This is a genomic window from Streptomyces sp. NPDC025638, from assembly GCF_055558775.1.
Genome location: NZ_JBVHLX010000001.1, coordinates 215460 through 234776, shown reverse-complemented (window position 1 = coordinate 234776; position 19317 = coordinate 215460). Strand labels below are relative to the sequence as shown.

The 19317-nt window shown below is 71.1% G+C and carries 18 protein-coding genes and 3 tRNA genes; 13 read left to right on the top strand and 8 right to left on the bottom strand.

The annotated features are described in order from the left end of the window. Window positions 1-239: 239 nt before the first annotated feature. The 3 genes from ACZ4EG_RS01110 (at window position 240) to ACZ4EG_RS01100 (ending at window position 1409) form a co-directional block, all read left to right on the top strand. On the top strand, window positions 240-611 hold the full coding sequence (locus ACZ4EG_RS01110) for a hypothetical protein (protein ID WP_453552679.1): 372 nt from the start codon (window positions 240-242) through the stop codon (window positions 609-611). Between the two features lie 152 nt (window positions 612-763). Next, entirely contained in the window at window positions 764-1345 is a 582-nt protein-coding gene (locus ACZ4EG_RS01105) for a bifunctional DNA primase/polymerase (RefSeq protein ID WP_453552681.1), read from the top strand. Beyond that, window positions 1336-1409 (top strand) — tRNA-Lys (locus ACZ4EG_RS01100). The genes ACZ4EG_RS01105 and ACZ4EG_RS01100 overlap by 10 nt, the downstream gene beginning before the upstream one ends. Before the next feature lie 105 nt (window positions 1410-1514). On the opposite strand, the gene ACZ4EG_RS01095 is transcribed toward ACZ4EG_RS01100, so the two are convergent. Then, window positions 1515-2729 carry a M6 family metalloprotease domain-containing protein gene (locus tag ACZ4EG_RS01095; protein WP_467789457.1) on the bottom strand — a complete coding sequence of 405 codons (1215 nt, stop codon included), beginning with the start codon at window positions 2727-2729 and terminating at the stop codon, window positions 1515-1517. Window positions 2730-3090: 361 nt separating this feature from the next. On the opposite strand from ACZ4EG_RS01095, the gene ACZ4EG_RS01090 reads away from it, so the two are divergent. Then, a complete protein-coding gene (locus tag ACZ4EG_RS01090) occupies window positions 3091-4932 on the top strand; it encodes a putative bifunctional diguanylate cyclase/phosphodiesterase (RefSeq protein ID WP_467789086.1) in 1842 nt (613 codons plus the stop codon). Here the strand turns inward: ACZ4EG_RS01090 and ACZ4EG_RS01085 are convergent. Beyond that, window positions 4911-5972, bottom strand: a complete 1062-nt coding sequence (locus ACZ4EG_RS01085; RefSeq protein ID WP_467789456.1) for an LLM class flavin-dependent oxidoreductase — start codon at window positions 5970-5972, stop codon at window positions 4911-4913. The genes ACZ4EG_RS01090 and ACZ4EG_RS01085 overlap by 22 nt on opposite strands. A 122-nt stretch (window positions 5973-6094) precedes the next feature. Then, window positions 6095-6826: a maleate cis-trans isomerase family protein gene (locus ACZ4EG_RS01080; protein WP_453552685.1), complete on the bottom strand. Its 732-nt coding sequence runs from the start codon at window positions 6824-6826 to the stop codon at window positions 6095-6097. Between the two features lie 218 nt (window positions 6827-7044). Between ACZ4EG_RS01080 and ACZ4EG_RS01075 the strand changes: the two genes are divergently transcribed. The 7 genes from ACZ4EG_RS01075 (at window position 7045) to ACZ4EG_RS01045 (ending at window position 12265) form a co-directional block, all read left to right on the top strand. Beyond that, window positions 7045-7998, top strand: coding sequence for a D-2-hydroxyacid dehydrogenase (locus ACZ4EG_RS01075; protein WP_453552687.1), 954 nt, complete (start codon window positions 7045-7047; stop codon window positions 7996-7998). Window positions 7999-8081: 83 nt separating this feature from the next. Further along, window positions 8082-9005 (top strand): ectoine/hydroxyectoine ABC transporter substrate-binding protein EhuB, encoded by a 924-nt coding sequence (gene ehuB / locus ACZ4EG_RS01070; RefSeq protein ID WP_467789085.1) that lies wholly within the window; start codon window positions 8082-8084, stop codon window positions 9003-9005. Continuing rightward, on the top strand, window positions 9002-9730 hold the full coding sequence (ehuC, locus tag ACZ4EG_RS01065) for an ectoine/hydroxyectoine ABC transporter permease subunit EhuC (protein WP_390706777.1): 729 nt from the start codon (window positions 9002-9004) through the stop codon (window positions 9728-9730). Before ehuB ends, ehuC begins: the two co-directional genes overlap by 4 nt. Further along, window positions 9727-10377 carry an ectoine/hydroxyectoine ABC transporter permease subunit EhuD gene (ehuD, locus tag ACZ4EG_RS01060; protein ID WP_467789084.1) on the top strand — a complete coding sequence of 217 codons (651 nt, stop codon included), beginning with the start codon at window positions 9727-9729 and terminating at the stop codon, window positions 10375-10377. The genes ehuC and ehuD overlap by 4 nt, the downstream gene beginning before the upstream one ends. Next, window positions 10367-11149, top strand: coding sequence for an ectoine/hydroxyectoine ABC transporter ATP-binding protein EhuA (gene ehuA, locus ACZ4EG_RS01055; RefSeq protein WP_467789083.1), 783 nt, complete (start codon window positions 10367-10369; stop codon window positions 11147-11149). The genes ehuD and ehuA overlap by 11 nt, the downstream gene beginning before the upstream one ends. Before the next feature lie 195 nt (window positions 11150-11344). Next, the gene (locus ACZ4EG_RS01050; protein ID WP_453552696.1) at window positions 11345-12103 is read left to right on the top strand and encodes an IclR family transcriptional regulator; all 759 of its coding nucleotides are present in this window, start codon (window positions 11345-11347) and stop codon (window positions 12101-12103) included. 88 nt (window positions 12104-12191) lie between these two features. Further along, window positions 12192-12265, top strand: a tRNA-Lys gene (locus tag ACZ4EG_RS01045). Window positions 12266-12319: 54 nt separating this feature from the next. Here the strand turns inward: ACZ4EG_RS01045 and ACZ4EG_RS01040 are convergent. The 5 genes from ACZ4EG_RS01040 to ACZ4EG_RS01020 form a co-directional block, all read right to left on the bottom strand. Further along, the gene (locus tag ACZ4EG_RS01040) at window positions 12320-13990 is read right to left on the bottom strand and encodes an AMP-binding protein (protein WP_467789082.1); all 1671 of its coding nucleotides are present in this window, start codon (window positions 13988-13990) and stop codon (window positions 12320-12322) included. Window positions 13991-14033: 43 nt separating this feature from the next. After that, a complete protein-coding gene (locus tag ACZ4EG_RS01035) occupies window positions 14034-14498 on the bottom strand; it encodes a DUF3592 domain-containing protein (protein WP_467789081.1) in 465 nt (154 codons plus the stop codon). A gap of 172 nt (window positions 14499-14670) precedes the next feature. Further along, window positions 14671-15276 carry a lytic polysaccharide monooxygenase auxiliary activity family 9 protein gene (locus tag ACZ4EG_RS01030; protein ID WP_363295350.1) on the bottom strand — a complete coding sequence of 202 codons (606 nt, stop codon included), beginning with the start codon at window positions 15274-15276 and terminating at the stop codon, window positions 14671-14673. A 97-nt stretch (window positions 15277-15373) separates the two neighbouring features. Continuing rightward, entirely contained in the window at window positions 15374-16495 is a 1122-nt protein-coding gene (locus ACZ4EG_RS01025; protein ID WP_453552702.1) for an SPFH domain-containing protein, read from the bottom strand. A gap of 156 nt (window positions 16496-16651) precedes the next feature. Further along, complete coding sequence (locus ACZ4EG_RS01020) at window positions 16652-18010, bottom strand: peptidoglycan-binding protein (RefSeq protein ID WP_453552704.1); 1359 nt, start codon at window positions 18008-18010, stop codon at window positions 16652-16654. 207 nt (window positions 18011-18217) lie between these two features. Here ACZ4EG_RS01020 and ACZ4EG_RS01015 point away from each other — a divergent pair. Further along, window positions 18218-18291 (top strand) — tRNA-Lys (locus ACZ4EG_RS01015). A gap of 121 nt (window positions 18292-18412) precedes the next feature. After that, window positions 18413-19135 (top strand): FadR/GntR family transcriptional regulator, encoded by a 723-nt coding sequence (locus tag ACZ4EG_RS01010; protein WP_363295353.1) that lies wholly within the window; start codon window positions 18413-18415, stop codon window positions 19133-19135. The last annotated feature ends 182 nt before the right edge of the window (window positions 19136-19317 follow it).

Below are 19317 nucleotides of genomic sequence, written 5' to 3'. Positions count from 1 at the left end.
CCGGAGGCGGCCAATGGATACAGCCCGGACGGATGGGAGGCGAACCATGCAGTACTCGCACACCTGGCCGAACACAGGATGGTGTGGCGGCCCTGACCAGCGCGGCCCGTAGACCGCCCGCAGACCCGGGCGGCAGCCGTGCAGCGCGCTCCCCATGGCCCCTTGCGCGGGCGCGCGACAATGGACGGTGGCCCACCCCGGAAGGCGGCGCCCATCGAACCGTACGAGGAGGAGAAGACATGGCGGAGCCCACGCCGCGTCGGAACGAACCGCGGCTACGCCCCGCGCCCCTGCTCTTCGAGCCAGTGGAGGCGGTCTCCGACCCTGAGCACTTCTTCGACCTGGAGTCGATCGAGGATCCGCGTGCCCTGCTGGCGCGGGCGACAGAGCTGATGCAAGCGTTCAGCGCGGCCACCGACCGGGCGATGGAGTACCAGGCCATCGCCGCGGCGCAGCTGGCCGATCCCCGGCGGTTCGACCGGCTGACCCCGGCGGACATCGCGGAGCGGGTGGAGTGGACCGAGGACTACGCCAGGAGGATGGTCGAGTTCGGGCGGGACCTGATGCGCGGCGCCGGCGCCGAGGGCCGGGGTACCGCCGATCCCGTGTGAACGGGTGAACGGGTGAACGTGTCGGCGAAGGCGCCGCAGGCAACCCGTGCGGCATATGCCAGTCGGGCAAGATACCCCTCCCCACCCCCTCCCGTCCCCGTTTTCCGCAACCCTCCGGAAGTGCCCGCTCACCGACGGTAGATGTATGCCCCATGAGCAGCACACGGAATGTCACCTCCGACGGCGCCGCCTGGCTCGCCTCTGCCGGAACGTATCCGCGCGGCACACTCGCGCTCTGGGCGGAGCACCCGGACGCACCAGTGGTCCTGCCCTGCGGCGCCGCCTTCGACGTGGTGAACGTGCCGGTGGTCTTCGGACGCCGGATGCTGGACCGACTGTGGGACGAGGGCCCGGGATCCGGGCCGGTCGCGGTGCTCCGGGGCCGGATGCTCCTGTTCGCCGCACCGGGCACGGCCCAGCGGCTGCCCTCGCTGCTGGCCTGGGAGGAGTGGGGGACACGGGAGGGCGTCAGCGGCCGGACGGGGGACGTGCCTCCCCTCATCTGCCACGGCACCGGGGACGCCGTGACCGTCCCGGCGCTCACCGACGACGGTGCTCCCGCCTCCGGCGGCTCCCGCTGGCTGGTCGCCCCCGACACCCGGCGCCCCTGGCTGCCCGGCCCCGAGGTCCTGCTCTGGGCGGCCGTACGGGCGGCCCGCGCAGGCGTGCGGATATCGATTTTTCCTCCCGCCGATCAGGATGCTAAGGTCTACGACGTCAGCAGGCGCCGCTAGCTCAGTTGGTTAGAGCAGCTGACTCTTAATCAGCGGGTCCGGGGTTCGAGTCCCTGGCGGCGCACGCATCCACGATGGCGGATCGGGTTCGGGAGAACTCGGTCCGCCATCGTTGCTCCCTCAACCTTCCGCGCGCGCCGCAGGCGCCTTCGTACGACATCGCACACGCTCAGCCGACGACCCCCGGTGTGATCTTCACCGTCCACGCCCCCGACGCCGTGCGCCCCTCCACCTCCACCTTCACGCCCTCCCCGGGCACCGTGAAGCTCTCCCCGAGCCCGACCGGAGCATCGGCCAGCGGCGCGTACACCGAGCCCTCCCAGCAGGCCTCGGTGTGCGGATGGGCGTCCACGACCTCGACCGGCCCGCCCCCCGACGCCGCCTCGCCGCGCACCCGGTACACGAGCACGCCCTCCCGGCAGGTCGCATGGTCGTTCCCGGACGGGCCGCGGGCCTCGAAGGCCAGCACGCTGTCGGCTCCGGTGCGCACGACGGCCAGCTTCGTGCCGTCGCCCAGCCCGAACGCCGGAGCGCCGGAGGCGGCCGTGACGGGGGTCCCCGGTCCGGCGGCGAGGGGTTCGAGGGTCAGCCGCGTGGGCCCGGCCCCCCGGACGCAGGTCACCTGCCGGGGATCGAGCCAGCCCAGCTTCCACTTGTGCCAGGCGAACAGATCCGGGGACAGTCCGAACTGGCTGCCCATCAGGTCCCAGTCCCCGACGTATGTGTCCCAGTCGCCCTTCCCGTCCGCCGGGCGGTGGTACAGGTCCGGCAGGTCGAAGACGTGCCCCGTCTCGTGCGCGAGGACCAGCCGGTCCGGCGGATGGTGCTCGAAGACCGTGACGACCCGCCGTACGTCCGTGCCGTCGACATGGGCCGGGGTGTCGAGGTTGACGACCTTCGTCGCGTCGGAGTCCACGCCGGGCGCGTCCGGGTCCGCCACGAAGTAGACGACGTCGTAGCGCGAGAAGTCGACCTCGCGGTCGGCCGCGGCGAACGCGTCACGCAGATAGGCGGCCCGCCGGGCCGGGTTCCAGTCGCGCCGTATGGCGTACGACGTCGACGCGTGCGGCATACGGAGCCAGTGCGTCAGCGGATGCGGGAGCAGCGTGAACTTCCCGTAGGAGGCCTGCTCGAAGAAGCGGCTGGTGGCCGGGAAGTGGTCGGCGGTCAGCTCCGCGGGAGTGGTGCGCGGGGTGGCGTCCGGGAAGGAGAGGAACACCATCACGGCCGACATCGGGCGGGTCGGCCGGGTGTAGGCGGCGTTCCAGGTGTCCACGCCCTCCGAGTGGTGCGCGTCGGTCCGGTGCAGCGCGCACGGCACCGTGGAGAACGCCTCGGCGGCCGAGGGGCCGGACAGGATCGAGGTCGCCGCGAGCGCCGACATCGCGGTGAACACTGCGGCGGTGCTGCGCAGCTGAGGACGCGGCACGAAGGGACCTCCGGTTGCGGTTCACGGGACACCGCACCCAGCGTGTGTGACTTTGCCGCCCTTCGTCCTGTTTGTCTGCACCAGAAGAGTGAGAGGCCGCGCATTGGGCCGAGTGGGCGACACCCCGGAGCACTCACGGAACGTCACAAGTGGTCGAGGGCTTGAAGAAGCCGTCCACGTGCGGGCAGAAACGATCTGTCAGAACGGCCGGTTCGTCGTGGACACTGGAGAGTGGCTGGAAGGCCCCGGGGCCAGCCCCTATGATCGGCACACTTTCCTGCACGGACAGACATCGAGTGCACTGCGGGAGCGAGCGGTGAGCGGAACGTCCGAAGGGCCGACGCCCACGGTAGACCTCGACCGGTCCGCCGTCACAGAGAGTGACTTCAGTGCGCCTGCTTGTGCCGAGTCCCGCCCCGATCCCCCGGCGGACGCCTACCGCACCGTCTTCGCGACCGCCCCGCTCGGCATGGCGGTGGTCGACCGCGAGGGCCTGGTCGTCGACGCCAACGACGCGTTCGGCACGCTGCTCGGCACGGCCCCCGACGCCCTCGACGGCCGTATCGCCGCCGACCTGGTGGACCTGGCCTCCGACGCCCGCATCTGGCACGCCTACCGCGAGGTGCTGCGCGGCCGGCAGGCGAAGCTGCGCTGCACCCGCCGGCTCAAGCACCCCGACGGCCACTCGGTGTGGGCGCAGGTCACGGTCGCGCCGCTGGCCGGTTCGGCACCCGGTGTCCTGCTGTCCGTCGCCGACATCAGCGGGAGCCGTGAACTCCAGGCCAGACTGCGGCACTTGCAGATGCACGACCCGGTGACCCGGCTGCCCAACCGCACACTGTTCTTCGAGCGGCTGTCGGCCGCGCTGGAGGCGGAGACGTACGAGCAGAGCGGCACGGGCCGGATCGGCCTGTGCTACCTGGACGTGGACGGCTTCAAGGCGGTCAACGACACCCTCGGCCACCGCATCGGCGACCGGCTGCTGGCCGCCGTCGCCGAACGCCTGACCAGAGTCGCCGACGAGGCCGGGTGCGCACGCACCGGCGCGCCCCTGGTCGCCAGGCTCGGCGGCGACGAATTCGCCCTGCTGGTCGAGGACTCGACGGGCACCGAACAACTGGCCGACCTGGCGGAGGCGGCCCTGGAGGCGCTACAGGCCCCCTTCGATCTGGCGGGCCAGCGGCTGTCGCTCACCGCGTCGATCGGTGTCGTCGAACGCCACGCCGCCGGGACGACGGCCACCGGCCTGATGCAGGCCGCCGATACGACGCTGTACTGGGCGAAGGCCGACGGCAAGGCCCGCTGGACGCTGTTCGACCCGGAGCGCAACGCGCACCGCATGACCCGCCAGGCGCTCTCCTCGACGCTCCGTCCCGCGATCGACCGGGGCGAATTCGCCCTGGAGTACCAGCCGTTGGTCGGGATGGAGGACGGCCGGCTGCGTGGTGTCGAGGCGTTGGTCCGCTGGAACCATCCTCAGTTCGGCACACTGACGCCGAATCGGTTCATCGGACTGGCCGAGGAGGACGGCTCCATCGTCCCGCTCGGCCGCTGGGCCCTGGCCACCGCCTGCCGCCAGGCTCGCCGTTGGCAGCTGGACCACCCCGACGAGGCGCCGATCTTCGTGAGCGTCAATGTGGCGGTTCGTCAGGTGTGGGACTCGGACCTGGTGTCGGACGTGGCGGAGACCCTCGCGGAGACGGGCCTGGCCCCGCATCTGTTGCAGCTGGAGCTGACCGAGTCCGCGGTGATGGGTTCGGCGGGCCGCCCGCTGCAGGCCCTCCAGGCCCTCAGCGACATGGGTGTCCGCATCGCCATCGACGACTTCGGCACCGGCTACTCGAATCTGGCGTACCTGAGCCGGCTGCCGGTGTCGGTGCTCAAGCTGGACGGCTCGTTCGTACGGGGCTTCCAGTACGACGACCCGGGCGACCGACCGAATCCGGCCGACGAGGTCGTGGTGGAGGCGATGATCCAGCTGGCCCACCGCCTCGGCCTCACGGTCACCGCCGAGTGCGTGGAGACGTCCGCCCAGGCGACGCGGCTGCGCCGCATCGGCTGCGACACCGGTCAGGGCTGGCTGTACTCCCGCCCGGTGTCGCCGGATCGTATCTCCGAGTTGCTGGCGACCGAGACCTATGCGGTCGGCAACCCGTAGGCGTCCGCGATGAGTTCGTACGAGCGCAGCCGCAGCTCGCCGCGGTGGGCGTGCGAGGTGAGCATCAGCTCATCCGCGCCCGTGCGCTTCTGGAGGGCGTCCAGCCCCGACCGGACCTCGTCGGCGGTGCCGTGCACGATGTTGCCGGCCCAGGAGTGGACGAACTCCTCCTCGTACGGGGTGAATTCGTGCTTGGCGGCCTCGTCCGGATCGGGGAAGAGCCCCGGGCGGCCGCTGCGCAGCCGGATCATGTTCAGCGCGGTGGCCCGCACCTGCCGGCGCGCTTCCTCCTCCTCGTCGGCGGCGAGGGCGGAGACGCCGATGAGGGCGTAGGGCGCGTCGAGGACGTCGGACGGACGGAAGGACTCCCGGTACAGGTCGAGGGCCGGGACGGTGTTCTGCGCGGAGAAGTGATGGGCGAAGGCGAACGGCAGGCCCAGCAGACCGGCCAGCCGGGCGCTGAAGCCGGAGGAGCCGAGCAGCCAGACCGGCGGGCGGTGCGGCGACTGGACCCCGCCGGGAGCGGTGCCCTGCACCGGTCCGGGGATCGCGTGGATCCGCGCGTAGGGGTGGCCGTCGGGGAAGTCGTCGTCCAGGAAGCGGGTGAGCTCGGCGAGCTGCTGCGGGAAGTCGTCGGCGCCTTCGTTGAGGGTGTCCGTACGGCGCAGGGCGGCGGCAGTGGCCCCGTCGGTGCCCGGGGCGCGGCCCAGGCCGAGGTCGATCCGGCCCGGGGCCATCGCCTCCAGGGTGCCGAACTGCTCCGCGATGACCAGGGGCGCGTGATTGGGCAGCATGACCCCGCCCGACCCGAGCCGGATCCGCTCGGTGTGGGCGGCCAGATGCGCCAGGATCACCGCGGGCGAGGAGGAGGCCACGCCGGGCATGGAGTGGTGCTCGGCGACCCAGTACCGGTGGAACCCCCGCGCCTCCGCCAACCGGGACAGCGCGACGCTGGTACGCAGCGCATCACCGGCGGTACGCCCCACGCCGACGGTCACCAGGTCCAGTACGGAGAGGGGAACGGGCGCGGTCCCGTACATCGCCCCCCGGATCTCATCTGCCGACACGGTGTGTGCCTCCTGCGGTCTCGGCCGTACGCTGTTCTCCGGGACCTAACAGGAGGCACTCTCCGTTTTATTCCCGTCCCCCGGGCCACACGCCGTCACACCTGTACGACCGGTTCCCGGGTGAACAGCGTGCCCAGTTCGGGGGCGTTCACCCGGCGGTCCGTGAGGCGCAGGGCCTCCCATGCCGTGACCTGGTTCGCCGTGAGGACGGGTTTGGAGAGGGACTTCTCCAGGAGGGGGACGTACGCGGCCGTGCGCAGTGCGGTGTCCGGGAGCAGGATCGCCTCCGCTTCCGGGTCGTCCGCCGCCCGTGCCAGCGTCAGGACGTCCTCCTGCCGCCAGGTGCCGACCTCCGTCGCCGACGCGGCCCCGGCCGCCCGTACCCCGGTCACCTCCACGCCGCCGGCCCGCAGGAAGTCCGTGAACAGGGATGTCAGGTCCTCCGGGTACGTCGCGCCGATCGCCACCCGCCGCACCCCGATCTCCCGCGCCGCGTGCACGAAGGCGAAGGACGTCGAGGAGGCCGGCATGCCCGCCGTCCGGGCCAGGGCGCGCACCTGGTCGCGGGCGCCCTCCCAGCCGTACACGAAGCTGCCGGCGGTGGATGCCCACACCACCGTCTCCGCCCCCGCCAGCCGCAGCTCCTCCACCGCTGCCGCCAGCCGCTCCGGCTCGCCCGTGCGTCGCAGCGCGTCCACCCGGTGCGCGCCCTCGCCGACGTCGATACGGACCACGTCCAGCCGGATGTCGCCGCCCAGAAGCTGCTCGATGCGCGGATAGTCGTCCTCGGCGAAACGGCCCGGGTAGAGGAATCCGAGTGCGGTCATGTCCAGCCCTCCTGCTGCGTTCGTCCGGCGACGCCTGATACGGCCCCACGGCTCGGGTACCCAGTCACCGCGCCGCCGCCCCGCAGCGTGACCTGGTTGGCGGACACCGCCGAAGGACAACGGCTCATGGGCACGCATGTGTTGACGAGGGTGGGTCCGGGTGCGAGCGTGGTCAATCCGCGCATGTCAGACAACCCTCTCCCACGCGGAGGAACCGCTTGCCGACGCCCGTGCCGACCCTCCTCGTGCTCGACGCCGACCCTCTCCCCCGCCTCGGCCGCCTCACCGGCCGCGCGCGCGTCGTACACACGGACGCGGCCGCCCTCGCCGAGCGTCTCCCGGCGGCCGACGTCCTGCTGGTCTGGGACGTCACCTCGCACGCGGTGCGCGAGGCCTGGCCGGGCGAGGGCCCCCGCCCACGCTGGGTGCACACGGCGAGCGCGGGCGTCGACCATCTGATGTGCCCGGAGCTCGCCGCCTCCGACACCGTGGTGACGAACGCGCGCGGGATCTTCGACCAGCCCGTCGCCGAATACGTCGCCGCCCTGGTCCTGGCGATCGCCAAGGACCTGCCCCGGACCCTGGATCTCCAGCGGGAGCGGACCTGGTGGCACCGCGAGACCCGGCGGCTGGCGGGCACGCGCGCGTGCGTGGTCGGCTCCGGGCCCGTCGGCCGTACGATCGCCCGTACGCTGAAGGCTCTCGACGTCACCACCGCCCTCGTCGGACGCGTCCCGCGCACCGGCATCCACGGCCCCGACGACCTGGACCGGCTGATGTCCCGCGCGGACTGGGTGATCGCGGCGGCGCCGCTGACCGAGCGGACCCAGGGCATGTTCGACCTCCGCCGCTTCGGCGTGATGCAGCCCTCGGCGCACTTCATCAACGTCGGCCGCGGCGGTCTCGTCGTCGAGGACGCGCTCGCCGAGGCCCTGTCCAGGCGGTGGATCGCGGGCGCGGCCCTGGACGTGTTCGCCGACGAACCCCTCACCCCCGAAAGCCCGTTGTGGCGGATCCCCGGTCTGATCGTGTCCCCGCACATGAGCGGCGACGCGGTCGGCCGGCACGACGAACTCGGTGTGCAGTTCGTGGAGCTGTTCGAGCGTTGGGCCGCGGGAAGACCCCTGGTCAACGTGGTCGACAAGCGGCGCGGATACGTGCCGGGCCACTGAGCGGGGCCCTGGAGACTCCCCCCGTTTGCAATGCACAAGGTTTGCGACGCATAAGGTGCCTGGTCCCGGGTAGCCGCGCCGCCATGGCTCCACGACTTGGCAGACGGCAGCGCACAGCCGGGCCCCCGCCCGGGTCCGGACACTCACGGCGGTCGGTGCTCGCCGCGCTCGGCGGCCTCGGCGCGCTGGGAGCCGCGGGCTGCACACGCGTGGCCACCGCGGCCGGCACGAACGGCGGCGACCTGCTCGACCGGCTCCGGGCCCAGGGTGTCGTACGGCTCGGGATCGCGGGCGAGATCCCCTTCGGGTACATCGACAAGGACGGCCATCTCACGGGCGAGGCACCGGAGTTGGCGAAGTCCGTCTTCAAACGGCTCGGGGTCGACCGGGTGCAGCCGGTGCCGACCGAGTTCGGCTCGCTCATCCCCGGACTGAACTCCCAGCAGTTCGACGTCGTGGCCGCGGGGATGTACGTCAATCCCGACCGCTGCGAGCAGGTGATCTTCGCCGATCCCGACTACCAGATGCTCGACTCCTTCATCGTGCGCAAGGGCAATCCGATGGACCTGCACGACTACAAGGACGTCGTGGCGAAGAAGGCGAAGTTCGCGACCGGAACCGGATACGCCGAGATCCAGTACGCCGTCGAGGCGGGGTACAAGGAGAGCGACATCCTGATCGTCCCCGACCAGGTCGCCGGGCTGAACGCCGTGGAGGCCGGGCGCGCCGACGTGTTCGCCGGTACGGCGCTCACCACCCGCGAGGTCGTGAAGAAGTCCGCCAAGGCCGAGGCCACCAAGGCCTTCACCCCGCTCGTCGAGGGCCAACCCCATGTGGACGGGGGCGCGTTCGCGTTCCGGTCGGCCGAGACACGGCTGCGGGACGCCTTCAACGTGGAGCTGCGCCGGCTGAAGAAGAGCGGCGAACTCTTCCGGATCCTGCGGCCGTTCGGCTTCACCGAGGCCGAGATGACCGACCTCACCGCGAAGGAGCTGTGCGGCGGATGACCACGGGCCTGTGGAAACTCGTACTCGAAGGAGTCTGGACCACCCTCCAGCTGCTGGTGCTCAGCGCCCTGCTGGCCACGGCGGTCTCCTTCGCCGTGGGCGTCGCCCGCACCCACCGGCTGCGGACCGTCCGCTTTCTCGCCGGCTTCTACACCGAGGTGTTCCGCGGCACCTCGGCCCTGGTGATGATCTTCTGGGTGTTCTTCGTGCTGCCGGTCGCCTTCGGCTGGCAGCTGGTGCCGCTGTGGGCGGGCACGCTGGCGCTCGGGCTGACCTATGGGGCGTACGGCGCGGAGATCGTGCGCGGCGCGCTGACCGCGGTCGACCCGGCGCAGCGGGAGGGCGGCGTCGCGCTGAGCTTCACGCCCTGGCAGCGGCTGCGGCTGATCCTGCTGCCGCAGGCGGTGCCGGAGATGATCCCGTCCTTCTGCAACCTGCTGGTCGAGCTGCTCAAGGGCACCGCCCTGGTGTCGATCACCGGCATGGGCGACCTGGCGTTCAGCGGCAACCTGGTGCGGCTGGCACTGCAGGAGAGCGCGCACATCTACACCTATCTGCTGCTGATCTACTTCGCGATCGCGTTCGTGATCACCCGGCTGATGCGCGGTCTGGAGAAACGGCTGAAGGCCGGGATCGGCAAGGATCCCGGGACGGAATCCTCGGCGCGTGAGCTGAAGCGCGCGCGGACGACCGGGGTCGGGGCAGCGGGCGGTGGTGTCGCGTGAAGTGGGACTGGAGTGCCGTACGCGAGTTCATGCCGCACTTCTGGGACGGCCTGCTGGTCACCCTGCAGGCGCTGGTCCTCGGCTCGCTGATCTCGTTCACCCTGGGGCTGGTCTGGACGCTGCTGATACGGACGCCGAGCCGCTTCGTGCGCTGGCCGGTGGGCGTGGTGACGGAGTTCGTCCGCAACACCCCGCTGCTGGTGCAGCTGTTCTTCCTCTTCTATGTGCTGCCCGAATGGGGCCTGACCTTCTCCGCGCTGACCACCGGTGTCTTCGCGATCGGGCTGCACTACTCGACGTACACGATGCAGGTCTACCGGGCCGGCATCGAGGCCGTGCCCGCCGGGCAGTGGGAGGCGGCGACGGCGCTGAGTCTGCCGGTGCGGCGGACCTGGACGGTGGTGATCCTGCCGCAGGCCCTGCGCCGGGTCGTGCCGCCGCTCGGCAACTACGTCATCGCGATGCTCAAGGACACACCGATCCTGATGTCGATCACCGTGCTGGAGATGCTGGGCCGGGCGCGGCTCTTCTCCCAGCAGCACTTCCAGTTCACCGAGCCGGTGACGGTGATCGGCGTGGCCTTCATCGTCATCTCCTCTCTCGCCTCCCTCCTTCTGCGCACCCTGGAGCGTCGCCTTGTCCGTTGAGACCAGTAAGCAGCCAGTCGCCACCGACACCCGTCCGACCGAGCTGATCCGGCTGGCGGGGGTGACCAAGCGGTTCGGGGACAACACCGTTCTGGACCGGCTCGACCTGTCCGTTCAGGCGGGCCGGCACGTCACCCTGATCGGCCCCTCCGGCTCCGGCAAGACCACGATCCTGCGGCTGCTGATGACCCTCACCGAGCCGGACGAGGGCACGATCACCGTCGACGGACAACCGCTCTTCCCCGCGCCCGAGAAGCAGGTCCGGGAGGTCCGCAAGAAGATCGGGATGGTGTTCCAGCAGTTCAATCTGTTCCCGAACATGAGCGTGCTGCGGAACATCACCGAGGCCCCGGTCACCGTCCTCGGCCTGTCGAAGGACGAGGCGGAGGCCCGCGCCCGCGAGCTGCTGGACATGGTGGGGCTCGCCGACAAGTGCGACGCCCGCCCGACCCAGCTGTCCGGCGGCCAGCAGCAGCGGGTGGCGATCGCACGGGCCCTGGCGATGCGGCCCAAGGTGCTGCTCCTGGACGAGGTGACCTCCGCGCTCGACCCCGAGCTGGTCGCGGGTGTCCTCGATCTGCTCCGGGACATCGCCCGCTCCACCGACATCACCATGCTCTGTGTGACCCACGAGATGAATTTCGCCCGGGACATCTCCGACCAGGTACTGATGTTCGACGCGGGGCGTATCGTCGAGGCGGGTCCGCCGGAGCGGATCTTCAGTGATCCGGAGCAGGAGCGGACGCGGGAATTCCTCAGCGCCGTGCTGTGATTACGGGAAGTGAACGAACGAACACCCGAGGCCTCGGCGCCGGGTCATGACAAAGGCATATGCCAGCGTGCCTGCGTCGCAGCTGAGAGCGTCAGATTCTGACCAACGCACTCTCCACATACGGCTCTTGCCGGTTATCGTGGAGGAGATTCGCCGTCCGGACTACGGCCAAAGAGCGAGCGCAGGGGGATCACCGTGGCGCTGATGCACGAGCCGACCGCCCCGTACCACTCCGCCCAGGACGCCCTGCGCGTCCTGGAGACCGTGGCACAACACTCGACCGGCATCACCGACACGGAGCTGACCCACAACACCGGACTCGGCCCCGAGCGCCTGACCACGCTGCTGCGCATGCTGCGCCGCGAGGGGTACGTGGAGCAGATCACCGACGGCGCGTATGTCACCGGGGAGACCCTCAGGCGCCTCGGCTCCGCCCACGGCCGCGAGCAGGCGCTCACCGAGAAGCTCCAGCAGATCCTGGACCGGCTGCGCGACTCGGTCGGCGCCGCCGTGTATCTGAGCCGGTACGTGGACGGCGAGGTGCGGATCGGCCAGTACGCCGACAGCCCGGACACGCCCGCGGTCAACGAGTGGGTGGACTTCCGCTCCTCCGCCCACGCCACCGCGATCGGCAAGAGCCTGCTCACCCAGCTCGACCACAACGCCCGCCGCGACCACCTCTCCCGTCACAGGATGGCCCGCCTCACCTCGCGCACCATCACCAGCGACAAGCTCCTGCTCTCCCGTCTGGAGTCCCAGCCGGCGACGGTGCCCGTCCTGGACCTCCAGGAGTACGCGGTCGGCACGGTGTGCGCGGCGGTGCCGATCACGGCCGGTTCCTCGGTGGGCTGTCTGGCACTGTCCCTGCCGCTGGAGCAGGCCCACCGGCTGAAGCGTGCGGCGGACGCCCTCAACCGCAACGCGGCGCCCGTACTGCTCTCGCTGGCGATCTAAGCCGTGACCAGGGTGGTCACAAGCACCGCTCCGGACCAGGTAGTATTTTCTTCGTCGCCAGCCGCGCAGAGCGGATGGCGGGAGTCATGCGCCGCTAGCTCAGTTGGTTAGAGCAGCTGACTCTTAATCAGCGGGTCCGGGGTTCGAGTCCCTGGCGGCGCACAATATCGATGGCGAGCCATGTCCGCAAAAGCGTGGACCGGCTCGCCATCTCTGTTATTGCGCGGCTACGCCGCGCGCGGTGGGGGCTCCGCCACCCACACCCCCCACTGACGGGCCCTTCGCAGCAGCGAGGGGCCCTTCGACGTCTGCCCCGGTCAGCCTCCGGTACTGGGCCTCCCCGGGCGGTCGCCACCACACGGGGTCGGCACACCGGAACCCCTCGCGCCGCAGCCGCGCCCGCTCGATCTTGTTGGTGGCCGTCACCGGCATCCGCTCCACCACCCGCACGAACCGGGGCGCCATCTTCGTCCCGAGGTCGGGCTGGGCCCGCAGGAACTCCGCGAAGGACCCCGGGTCGAACCGCCCGGCGACGGTCGCCATCACCTGGTCCCCGGTCACCGGATCCGGCACCCCGTACACGGCGACGGCCACCGCCCCCTCGTACCGGGCGACGATGTTCTCGATCATCGCGGCGGCCAGATTCTCCCCGTCGACCCGGATGCGGTCGTCGGTACGGCCGGCGAAGTACAGGTATCCCTCGGCATCCCGGTAGAACAGGTCCCCGGTCCAGTAGGCCCCGCCCCGCCGTCGCTCGGCTTCCGCGGCCGGATTGCGCCAGTACCCCTCGAAGGGGCTGGGCCCCTGATTCACCAGTTCCCCGATGGCCTCCTCACCGTTGAGGAGCTGTCCGGCGGCATCGAATGCGGCCACCGGGCACTCCCGCCCCGTACCCGGATCGCGCACCGCCAGGCCGGGCCCGGCCGGACCCACCGCCCCCGCCGGAGTCCCCGGCGCCCACTGGATGGCCGCCCCGCCCTCCGACGACCCGTATCCCTCCACCAGCCGCACCCCGAACCGCCGCTCGAACGCCGCCGCGTCCACCGCCCCCGCCTCGGTGCCGAACCCCAGGCGCAGGGGGTTGTCCCGGTCGTCCGGACGCGGCTCGGTGGCCAGGACGTACTGGACCGCCCGGCCGACATAGGTGAAGTACGTCGCCCGGTACCGCCGTACGTCCGCCAGGAACCCGGACGCCGAGAACCGCCGCCGCAGCGCCACCCCCGCCCCGGCCGCCAGCGCGGGCGCCCAGTCCGCGATCACCGCGTTGCCGTGGAACATCGGCATGCAGATGTAGTGCACGTCGTCCGCGCGGACGCCGAACTGCTCGACGAGCGAGCGTCCGGCCGCGGCCAGCCGGCCCTGGGAACAGATCGCGGCCTTGGGTGCGCCGGTGGAGCCGGAGGTGAAGTAGAGCAGGACGCGGTCGGCGGGCGTGGCGCGGGCCGGGTCGGGTACGGCGCCGGCGTACCCGGCGAGGAGGTCGTCGTACGCATGGGTGTCGGTGACCAGGAGCCGTACCCCGGGCAGGTCGAGGCCGTCGAGGAGGGGCAGCCGGGCCTTCTCGGTGACGAGGACGGGGCACTCGGTGTGCAGGATGTCGCGGGCCAGCTCCGGGCCCCGGCGTGTGGGATTGATCCCGGCGACCGCCGCGCCGGCCAGCGCGGCCGCGCTCAGCCACAGCGGGAACTCGGGGGTGTTGTCGAGCAGCACCCCGACGTGCGGTTCGGCGGCGCGCGGCAGCAGGTCCGCCAGGAGCGCCGCCCGGGCGGCCGCACCGGCGGTCACCTCGTGGTGGGTCAGCGCCCGGTCCTCGAACCACAACCCCGGCCGGTGGTCGCCCCACCGCGCCGCCACCAGCTCCGCAACCGTGCCCCTCCGGTCCTCCATGGACGGGCACGGTAGTTGACGTACCGTCAGATGTGGAGTCCCGCTACGGCAGCAGACCGTCCGACTCGGCGAAGATCACATGGGCCATGGCCATGAAGGCGAGGCAGAAGGCGACGAACACGCCGAAGAAGACCAGCGTGCAGCCCGTGCCCACCGCGAGCTTCCCCCGGGCCGGGGGGTGGGCCGTGGCCCGCTCCGGGTGGTCCGGCAGATAGTGCACGGTGACGATGTCGCCCTCGATCACGGTCGACGGGCCGTTCAGCTCGTCGAACCGGACGGTGCGCCCCTCGCGCGTGGTGAACTCGTAGACATGGTGCAGGGTGGTGCTCACGGAGGTGTCGCCGGCGCCACCGCTGGTCGTCGTGTACGACCGCAGACAGCGCGCCTCGGCCGTGAGGCCGTGGTTCCAGGCGCCGCTGATCTGCCGGGAGCGGGCGATGGTCCTGACGGCCAGGACGGACACGCCGGCGATCATGATGACGGGTATGACGTAGAACAGAACTTCCATGAGGTCCCCCGAGGTCGGTACGCCGACCGGACGATCGGCGTGGCGGGAACCTACCCCCGCCACCTGCGGAAGTGTCTCAAGGAAAGCTCAGAACCCCGGCAGGGCCCATGTGCGCCGGCGGCCGGGCCGGAACCGGTGGCGCCGGCGCACGCGGAACCCTTCCGAGGCGGGGTCAGAACGTGACGTCCGAGCAGGCGTAGAACGCGTTGCCCGTGTCGGCGATCGTCCAGACCGCGAGGATGACGTGATGACCGCTCAGGCCGGACGGCAGTGTGCCGCTGTGGCTGAGTGTGGAGGGCGGGCGCTGCCCGTTGTAGGGGACCGTGAGGAACGGTGTGGTGTTGAGGTCCGAGCGGGACAGGGCGTGGTTCTGGTTCCAGCCCGGTTTGGTGACGTAGTACTTGAAGTCGGTCGTGGCGTGCATGGCGGTGAACTGCCAGCGGAAGGTGTAGCTCTGACCGCCCGTCACCCTGGTCGTCGGCCAGGCCGCGCCGGACGGCGTCCTGGGCGAGCTGAGCTGGGCGAACCGGCTCAGCCCGCCGTTGCAGAGCTGTCCGTCGGCGGGGCCGCCCGCCGGGAAGCCCTTGGGGCCCTCGACGCTCTGCGGCTCCCACTGGATGTCGCCGCAGTTGGTCACGGTGCCGTTCTGACAGAGCTTCTGCCTGCTGATGGGGAGGTCGGTGTAGCCGTGCCCGCTGGCACCGCCGGTGGAGAGCACGAAGGCTCCGGCGGTTGCCACGCCCAGCACGGCTGCGGACAACTTGGTCTTTGTGCGCATGCTGCCGCTCCTGGAGAACGTGGGGGAAGTTCAGTGAGCTGTGCAGGTCTAGACCAAGTCCCAGATTATTGCCGTTAGTTGAACATGTCCATACCAATCACGGCGCCGCCTCCCCGCGCCCCGAACAGAACGCCACGGTCAGGTCCCGCACCAGCACCTTGCGCTCGTAGTCGTCGAGTTCGACGAGTCCGCGCATCGTCAGCCGGGTCACCGTGTCCTCCACCGAGTCCACGACCGAGCTGAGCACGGTGGCCCGCTGCTGCGCGTCCAGCGCGGCGATCCGGCGGCGGTGCATGGCGGCGGCCACCTCCGGGGCGTACTCCACCCGGACGGGCTGCACGGAGAACACCTCCAGCCCGACGGGCGCCGCGTCCGCCACGACCATCCGGGTCAGCGCGTCCGTGGCCACCTCCACGGCACCCTTCGACGCACCCGGCATCTCCACCGGCACCCGGGCCAGCGCGGCCTCGACGCACTCGCGCAGATACGACTCGTGGTCCTCGACCCCGAGCGCGGCCCGCGCGGTGTCCCGCACCCGCCACACCACGAGCACCACCACCCGCAGCGCGACCCCGTTGCCGTCGGCCGCGGGCATCGGCTCGCTGCGCCAGTGCCGCAGCCGTACGTCGACCCGGCGGCGCAGCACCAGCGGATTGACCCAGAGCAGGCCGGTGCGCCGGACCGTCCCCCGGTAGCGGCCGAACAGGCCGAGCACCCAGGCGCGCCCGGTGGTGCCCCGGGCCAGCCCGCCGAAGCCGAAAAGACCGAGCGCCCCGGCCCCGGCGTACGCCGCCCACTGGGCCGGGCCGACACCGGCACCCGCGTAGGCCGGCAGCCGCAGCGCCTCCACGGCGAGCGACGGCAGTACGCCGGCCCACCAGGAGGCGGCCAGGCACCCGGCCACCCCGCTGACGCCGGCGAACACCCCGGCCGCCCCGGGCAGCACCCGCGCCGGGCGTTCGGACAGGTCGGGGTCGAGCTCCGGGACCGGCCGGGCCTTGGCGGGGACCGGGCGTCTGAGCCGCGGCTGTTCGCCGGTGCCCTGTCTGCGGGCCACCACCGCGGTCCGCAGCGGCACCGGTGACGGGTCGGGGTCGTCACGGAACAGCAGATGGACGGGGATCTCGGTGGTCGCCTCGTTCTGGATCAGCCGGGCGGGACGGGACGGTCCCTCGGGAGGTCCCTCCGGCTCGGGCGAGTGGGATGTGGTCGTACTCATGCGTGCCTCCAGCCTCCGCGCCAGATGCGTCACAACAGGTGGTACAGACGGGTCGTCAGGTGGTGCAGACGGGGTCATAGGGACGGGCGGGTCGGGGTCACGGGGACAGGCGGGTCGGGGGCATGGGGACGTACGGCCCGCCGTGGTCGTTCCGGGTCATGAGAAGAGCCGCCGCCAGGTCTCCGGGCCCGGATAGCCGTCCGCCGCGCCGCCCCGCCACCCCTGGGAGCGCTGGAAGGCCTCGACCGCCCGCCGGTCCGCCTCGCCCCAGCGCGGCCCCGGCCCGGTGGCGTAGAAGGAGCCGAACCCCTTCTCGACCAGCCGCTGCCCCAGCCGGGTGACGTACTCGTTCTCCTCCCCCGGACGGAACAGGTTCCGGCCGGGATAGCCGGGGACGCCGTGCGAGGCGGGCCGTCCGGCGGTGCCGGCCGCCGCGGGTGTCTTGGCCGTGCCGCCCGCCGCGGCCGGGATGTTCTTGCCCTTCCCGGTCGTCAGCAGGTCCCAGGTGACCGGTCCGGGCAGGCCGTCGGCGGCCGCCCCGGTCCAGCCCTGGGCCTGCTGGAACGCCTGGGTCGCCCGTCGGTCCGCATCCGACCAGACGGGGCTCGGGCCCTTGGTGTAGTAGGCGCCGGCGCCGCGGGCGATCAGCATCCGGCCTAGCTGGGTGACGTAGTCGTTGTTCGCCCCGGGGCCGAAGAACTCCGCTCCCGGGTACGGCACCGCCTTGGTGGTACTGGCCGGTTCCGCACCCGCCGCGGTCTTGGTCACTCCCTTGTACCGGTAGGGGACGTACCGGTCGGAGTTGCTCCAGTAGGCGTAGGGGGTCGACTGGCGGCGGGCGTGCGGGGGTGTCTGTTCGTAGGCGGTGTAGTAGGTGTGCGTGTAGTCCGTCCAGCCGCCGAAGATCACGACGTGCGAGCCCTTCTCGGGGTTGTCGGGATTGTGGAACAGCAGGATGTCGCCGGGCTGGAGTTCCTCCTTGGCGATCTTCACCCCGTACTCGCCGAGGCTGCCGGTCCACTCGTTCCCCGGCAGTCCCCAGGCCATGGAGACATAGCCCGAGCAGTCCTGCCGGTAACCGTCGGACCAGTAGGCCTCCATGCTGTACGGCACCTTCGCGGCGATCCAGGTCTTGGCCCGGTTGATGATCTCCGTACGGGTGGTCGCCGGGGCGTCGGCCGGGGAGAGGGGCCCCGCCGGTTTCCCGCGGGGGCCGTGCAGCGGCGCTCTGCCGCCCTGGGGGGTGTCGGACTCCCCGCCCTGCGGGGTGTCGGCGCCACCGTCCGCGGGGACGCCGGGCCGGTGGGGGGCGTGGGAGGCGGTGAGGGCCATGGCCGGCTGGCCCGCGCCGACGGCGGCGGACGCGGCGGCGGCCACGACCAGGGCGCGCCGGGCGGCCGGGTGACCGCCGAAGCGGCCGGCGAGAGGATGCGGGCCCACCCGCCGCCAGTGGACGCATCCGGGGCATTCGCAGTCGCTCACGGGATCGAATTCCTCGAATACCGGAGCCACCATGCGATTCCCCTCACATTCCTGATTCAAATGTCCGCAAATGTGCACATTGCACAGTTTCCCAACTGTCTTCCCGACGCGCATGTTGACGGTCCGAATGATGTACGGCCGCCCGAGCGCCCCCTCGGCGGCGCGGAGGGCCGGAGCCCGGACCTCCCCTGCCGGTCGGGAGCACCCCTGGAGGTCGGGTAGAGTTCTCGTTGTCAGCAGGCGCCGCTAGCTCAGTTGGTTAGAGCAGCTGACTCTTAATCAGCGGGTCCGGGGTTCGAGTCCCTGGCGGCGCACCGACCGGAAGGCCCCCTCGCCATCGCGAGGGGGCCTTCCGCATGGCCGGGTTCCATGGCCGGGTTCTTTCGTATGGCCGGAACCGGGGCTTCCTCCCGATTGGCCGGATACCCTCTGGCCATGGCAGCCCGAGACCTGCAGGAGCGGATCAAGAAGCTCATCGTCGAGCGGCGACTGCCCTCCGGGGCCCCGCTGCCGACCGAGCCCGAGCTGATGGTGTTCCTCGGCGCGAGCCGGAACTCGGTGCGGGAGGCGCTGAAGGCGCTCCAGGCGATGGGCATCGTCGAGATCCGGCACGGCTTCGGCACCTATGTCGGCCCGATGACCCTCGCACCCATGATCGAGGGCCTGGCCTTCCGCACGGTCGCCGGACACTACCGGGGCGAGGACTCCCTGCTCCAGCTGCTCGAACTGCGCGAGGCGGTGGAGAGCGGACTCGTCGCCCGGCTGGCCGGACGACTGCCGGAAACCGACCTGATTGAACTGGAAGGTCTTGTCGTCCGTATGGAACAGGAGGCCGCACAGGGAGCCGGCCTCGCCGAGACCGACCGAGCGTTTCACGCCACCCTCTACCGAGGGCTGGACAACGTGTTGCTGAGCGAGGTGCTGGAGGCGTTCTGGGACGCCTTCCACCGTGTTCAGCGGGATCTGCTGGACGTACCGCAGGACCCGAGGGTCACCTGCCGCCAGCACCGGGAGATCCTGGACGCGGTCCGGTCCGGCGATTCCATACGTGCGGAGGAGGCCATAAGAGACCACTTCGGCAACATCCGTGCCCGCCTGTCAACGACCGACACGACTGATCCACAAGATCCCCACACGCGCCACAATGAACGCGTATGACCGGTAAACACCGCGTTTCGCATCTTGCGATCATGCTGAACACCGTAGAACCCTGGTTGTTCAAGCTGCGGCGATTTCGCGGCACTTGGGGGGTAGGTAAGCGGTTGCCAGGTCTGCGGGGAGAAGGGGCCCCGTTCATGAACGGATGCCGAGGGGGGCATCATGCAACCGGAGGGTCGCAG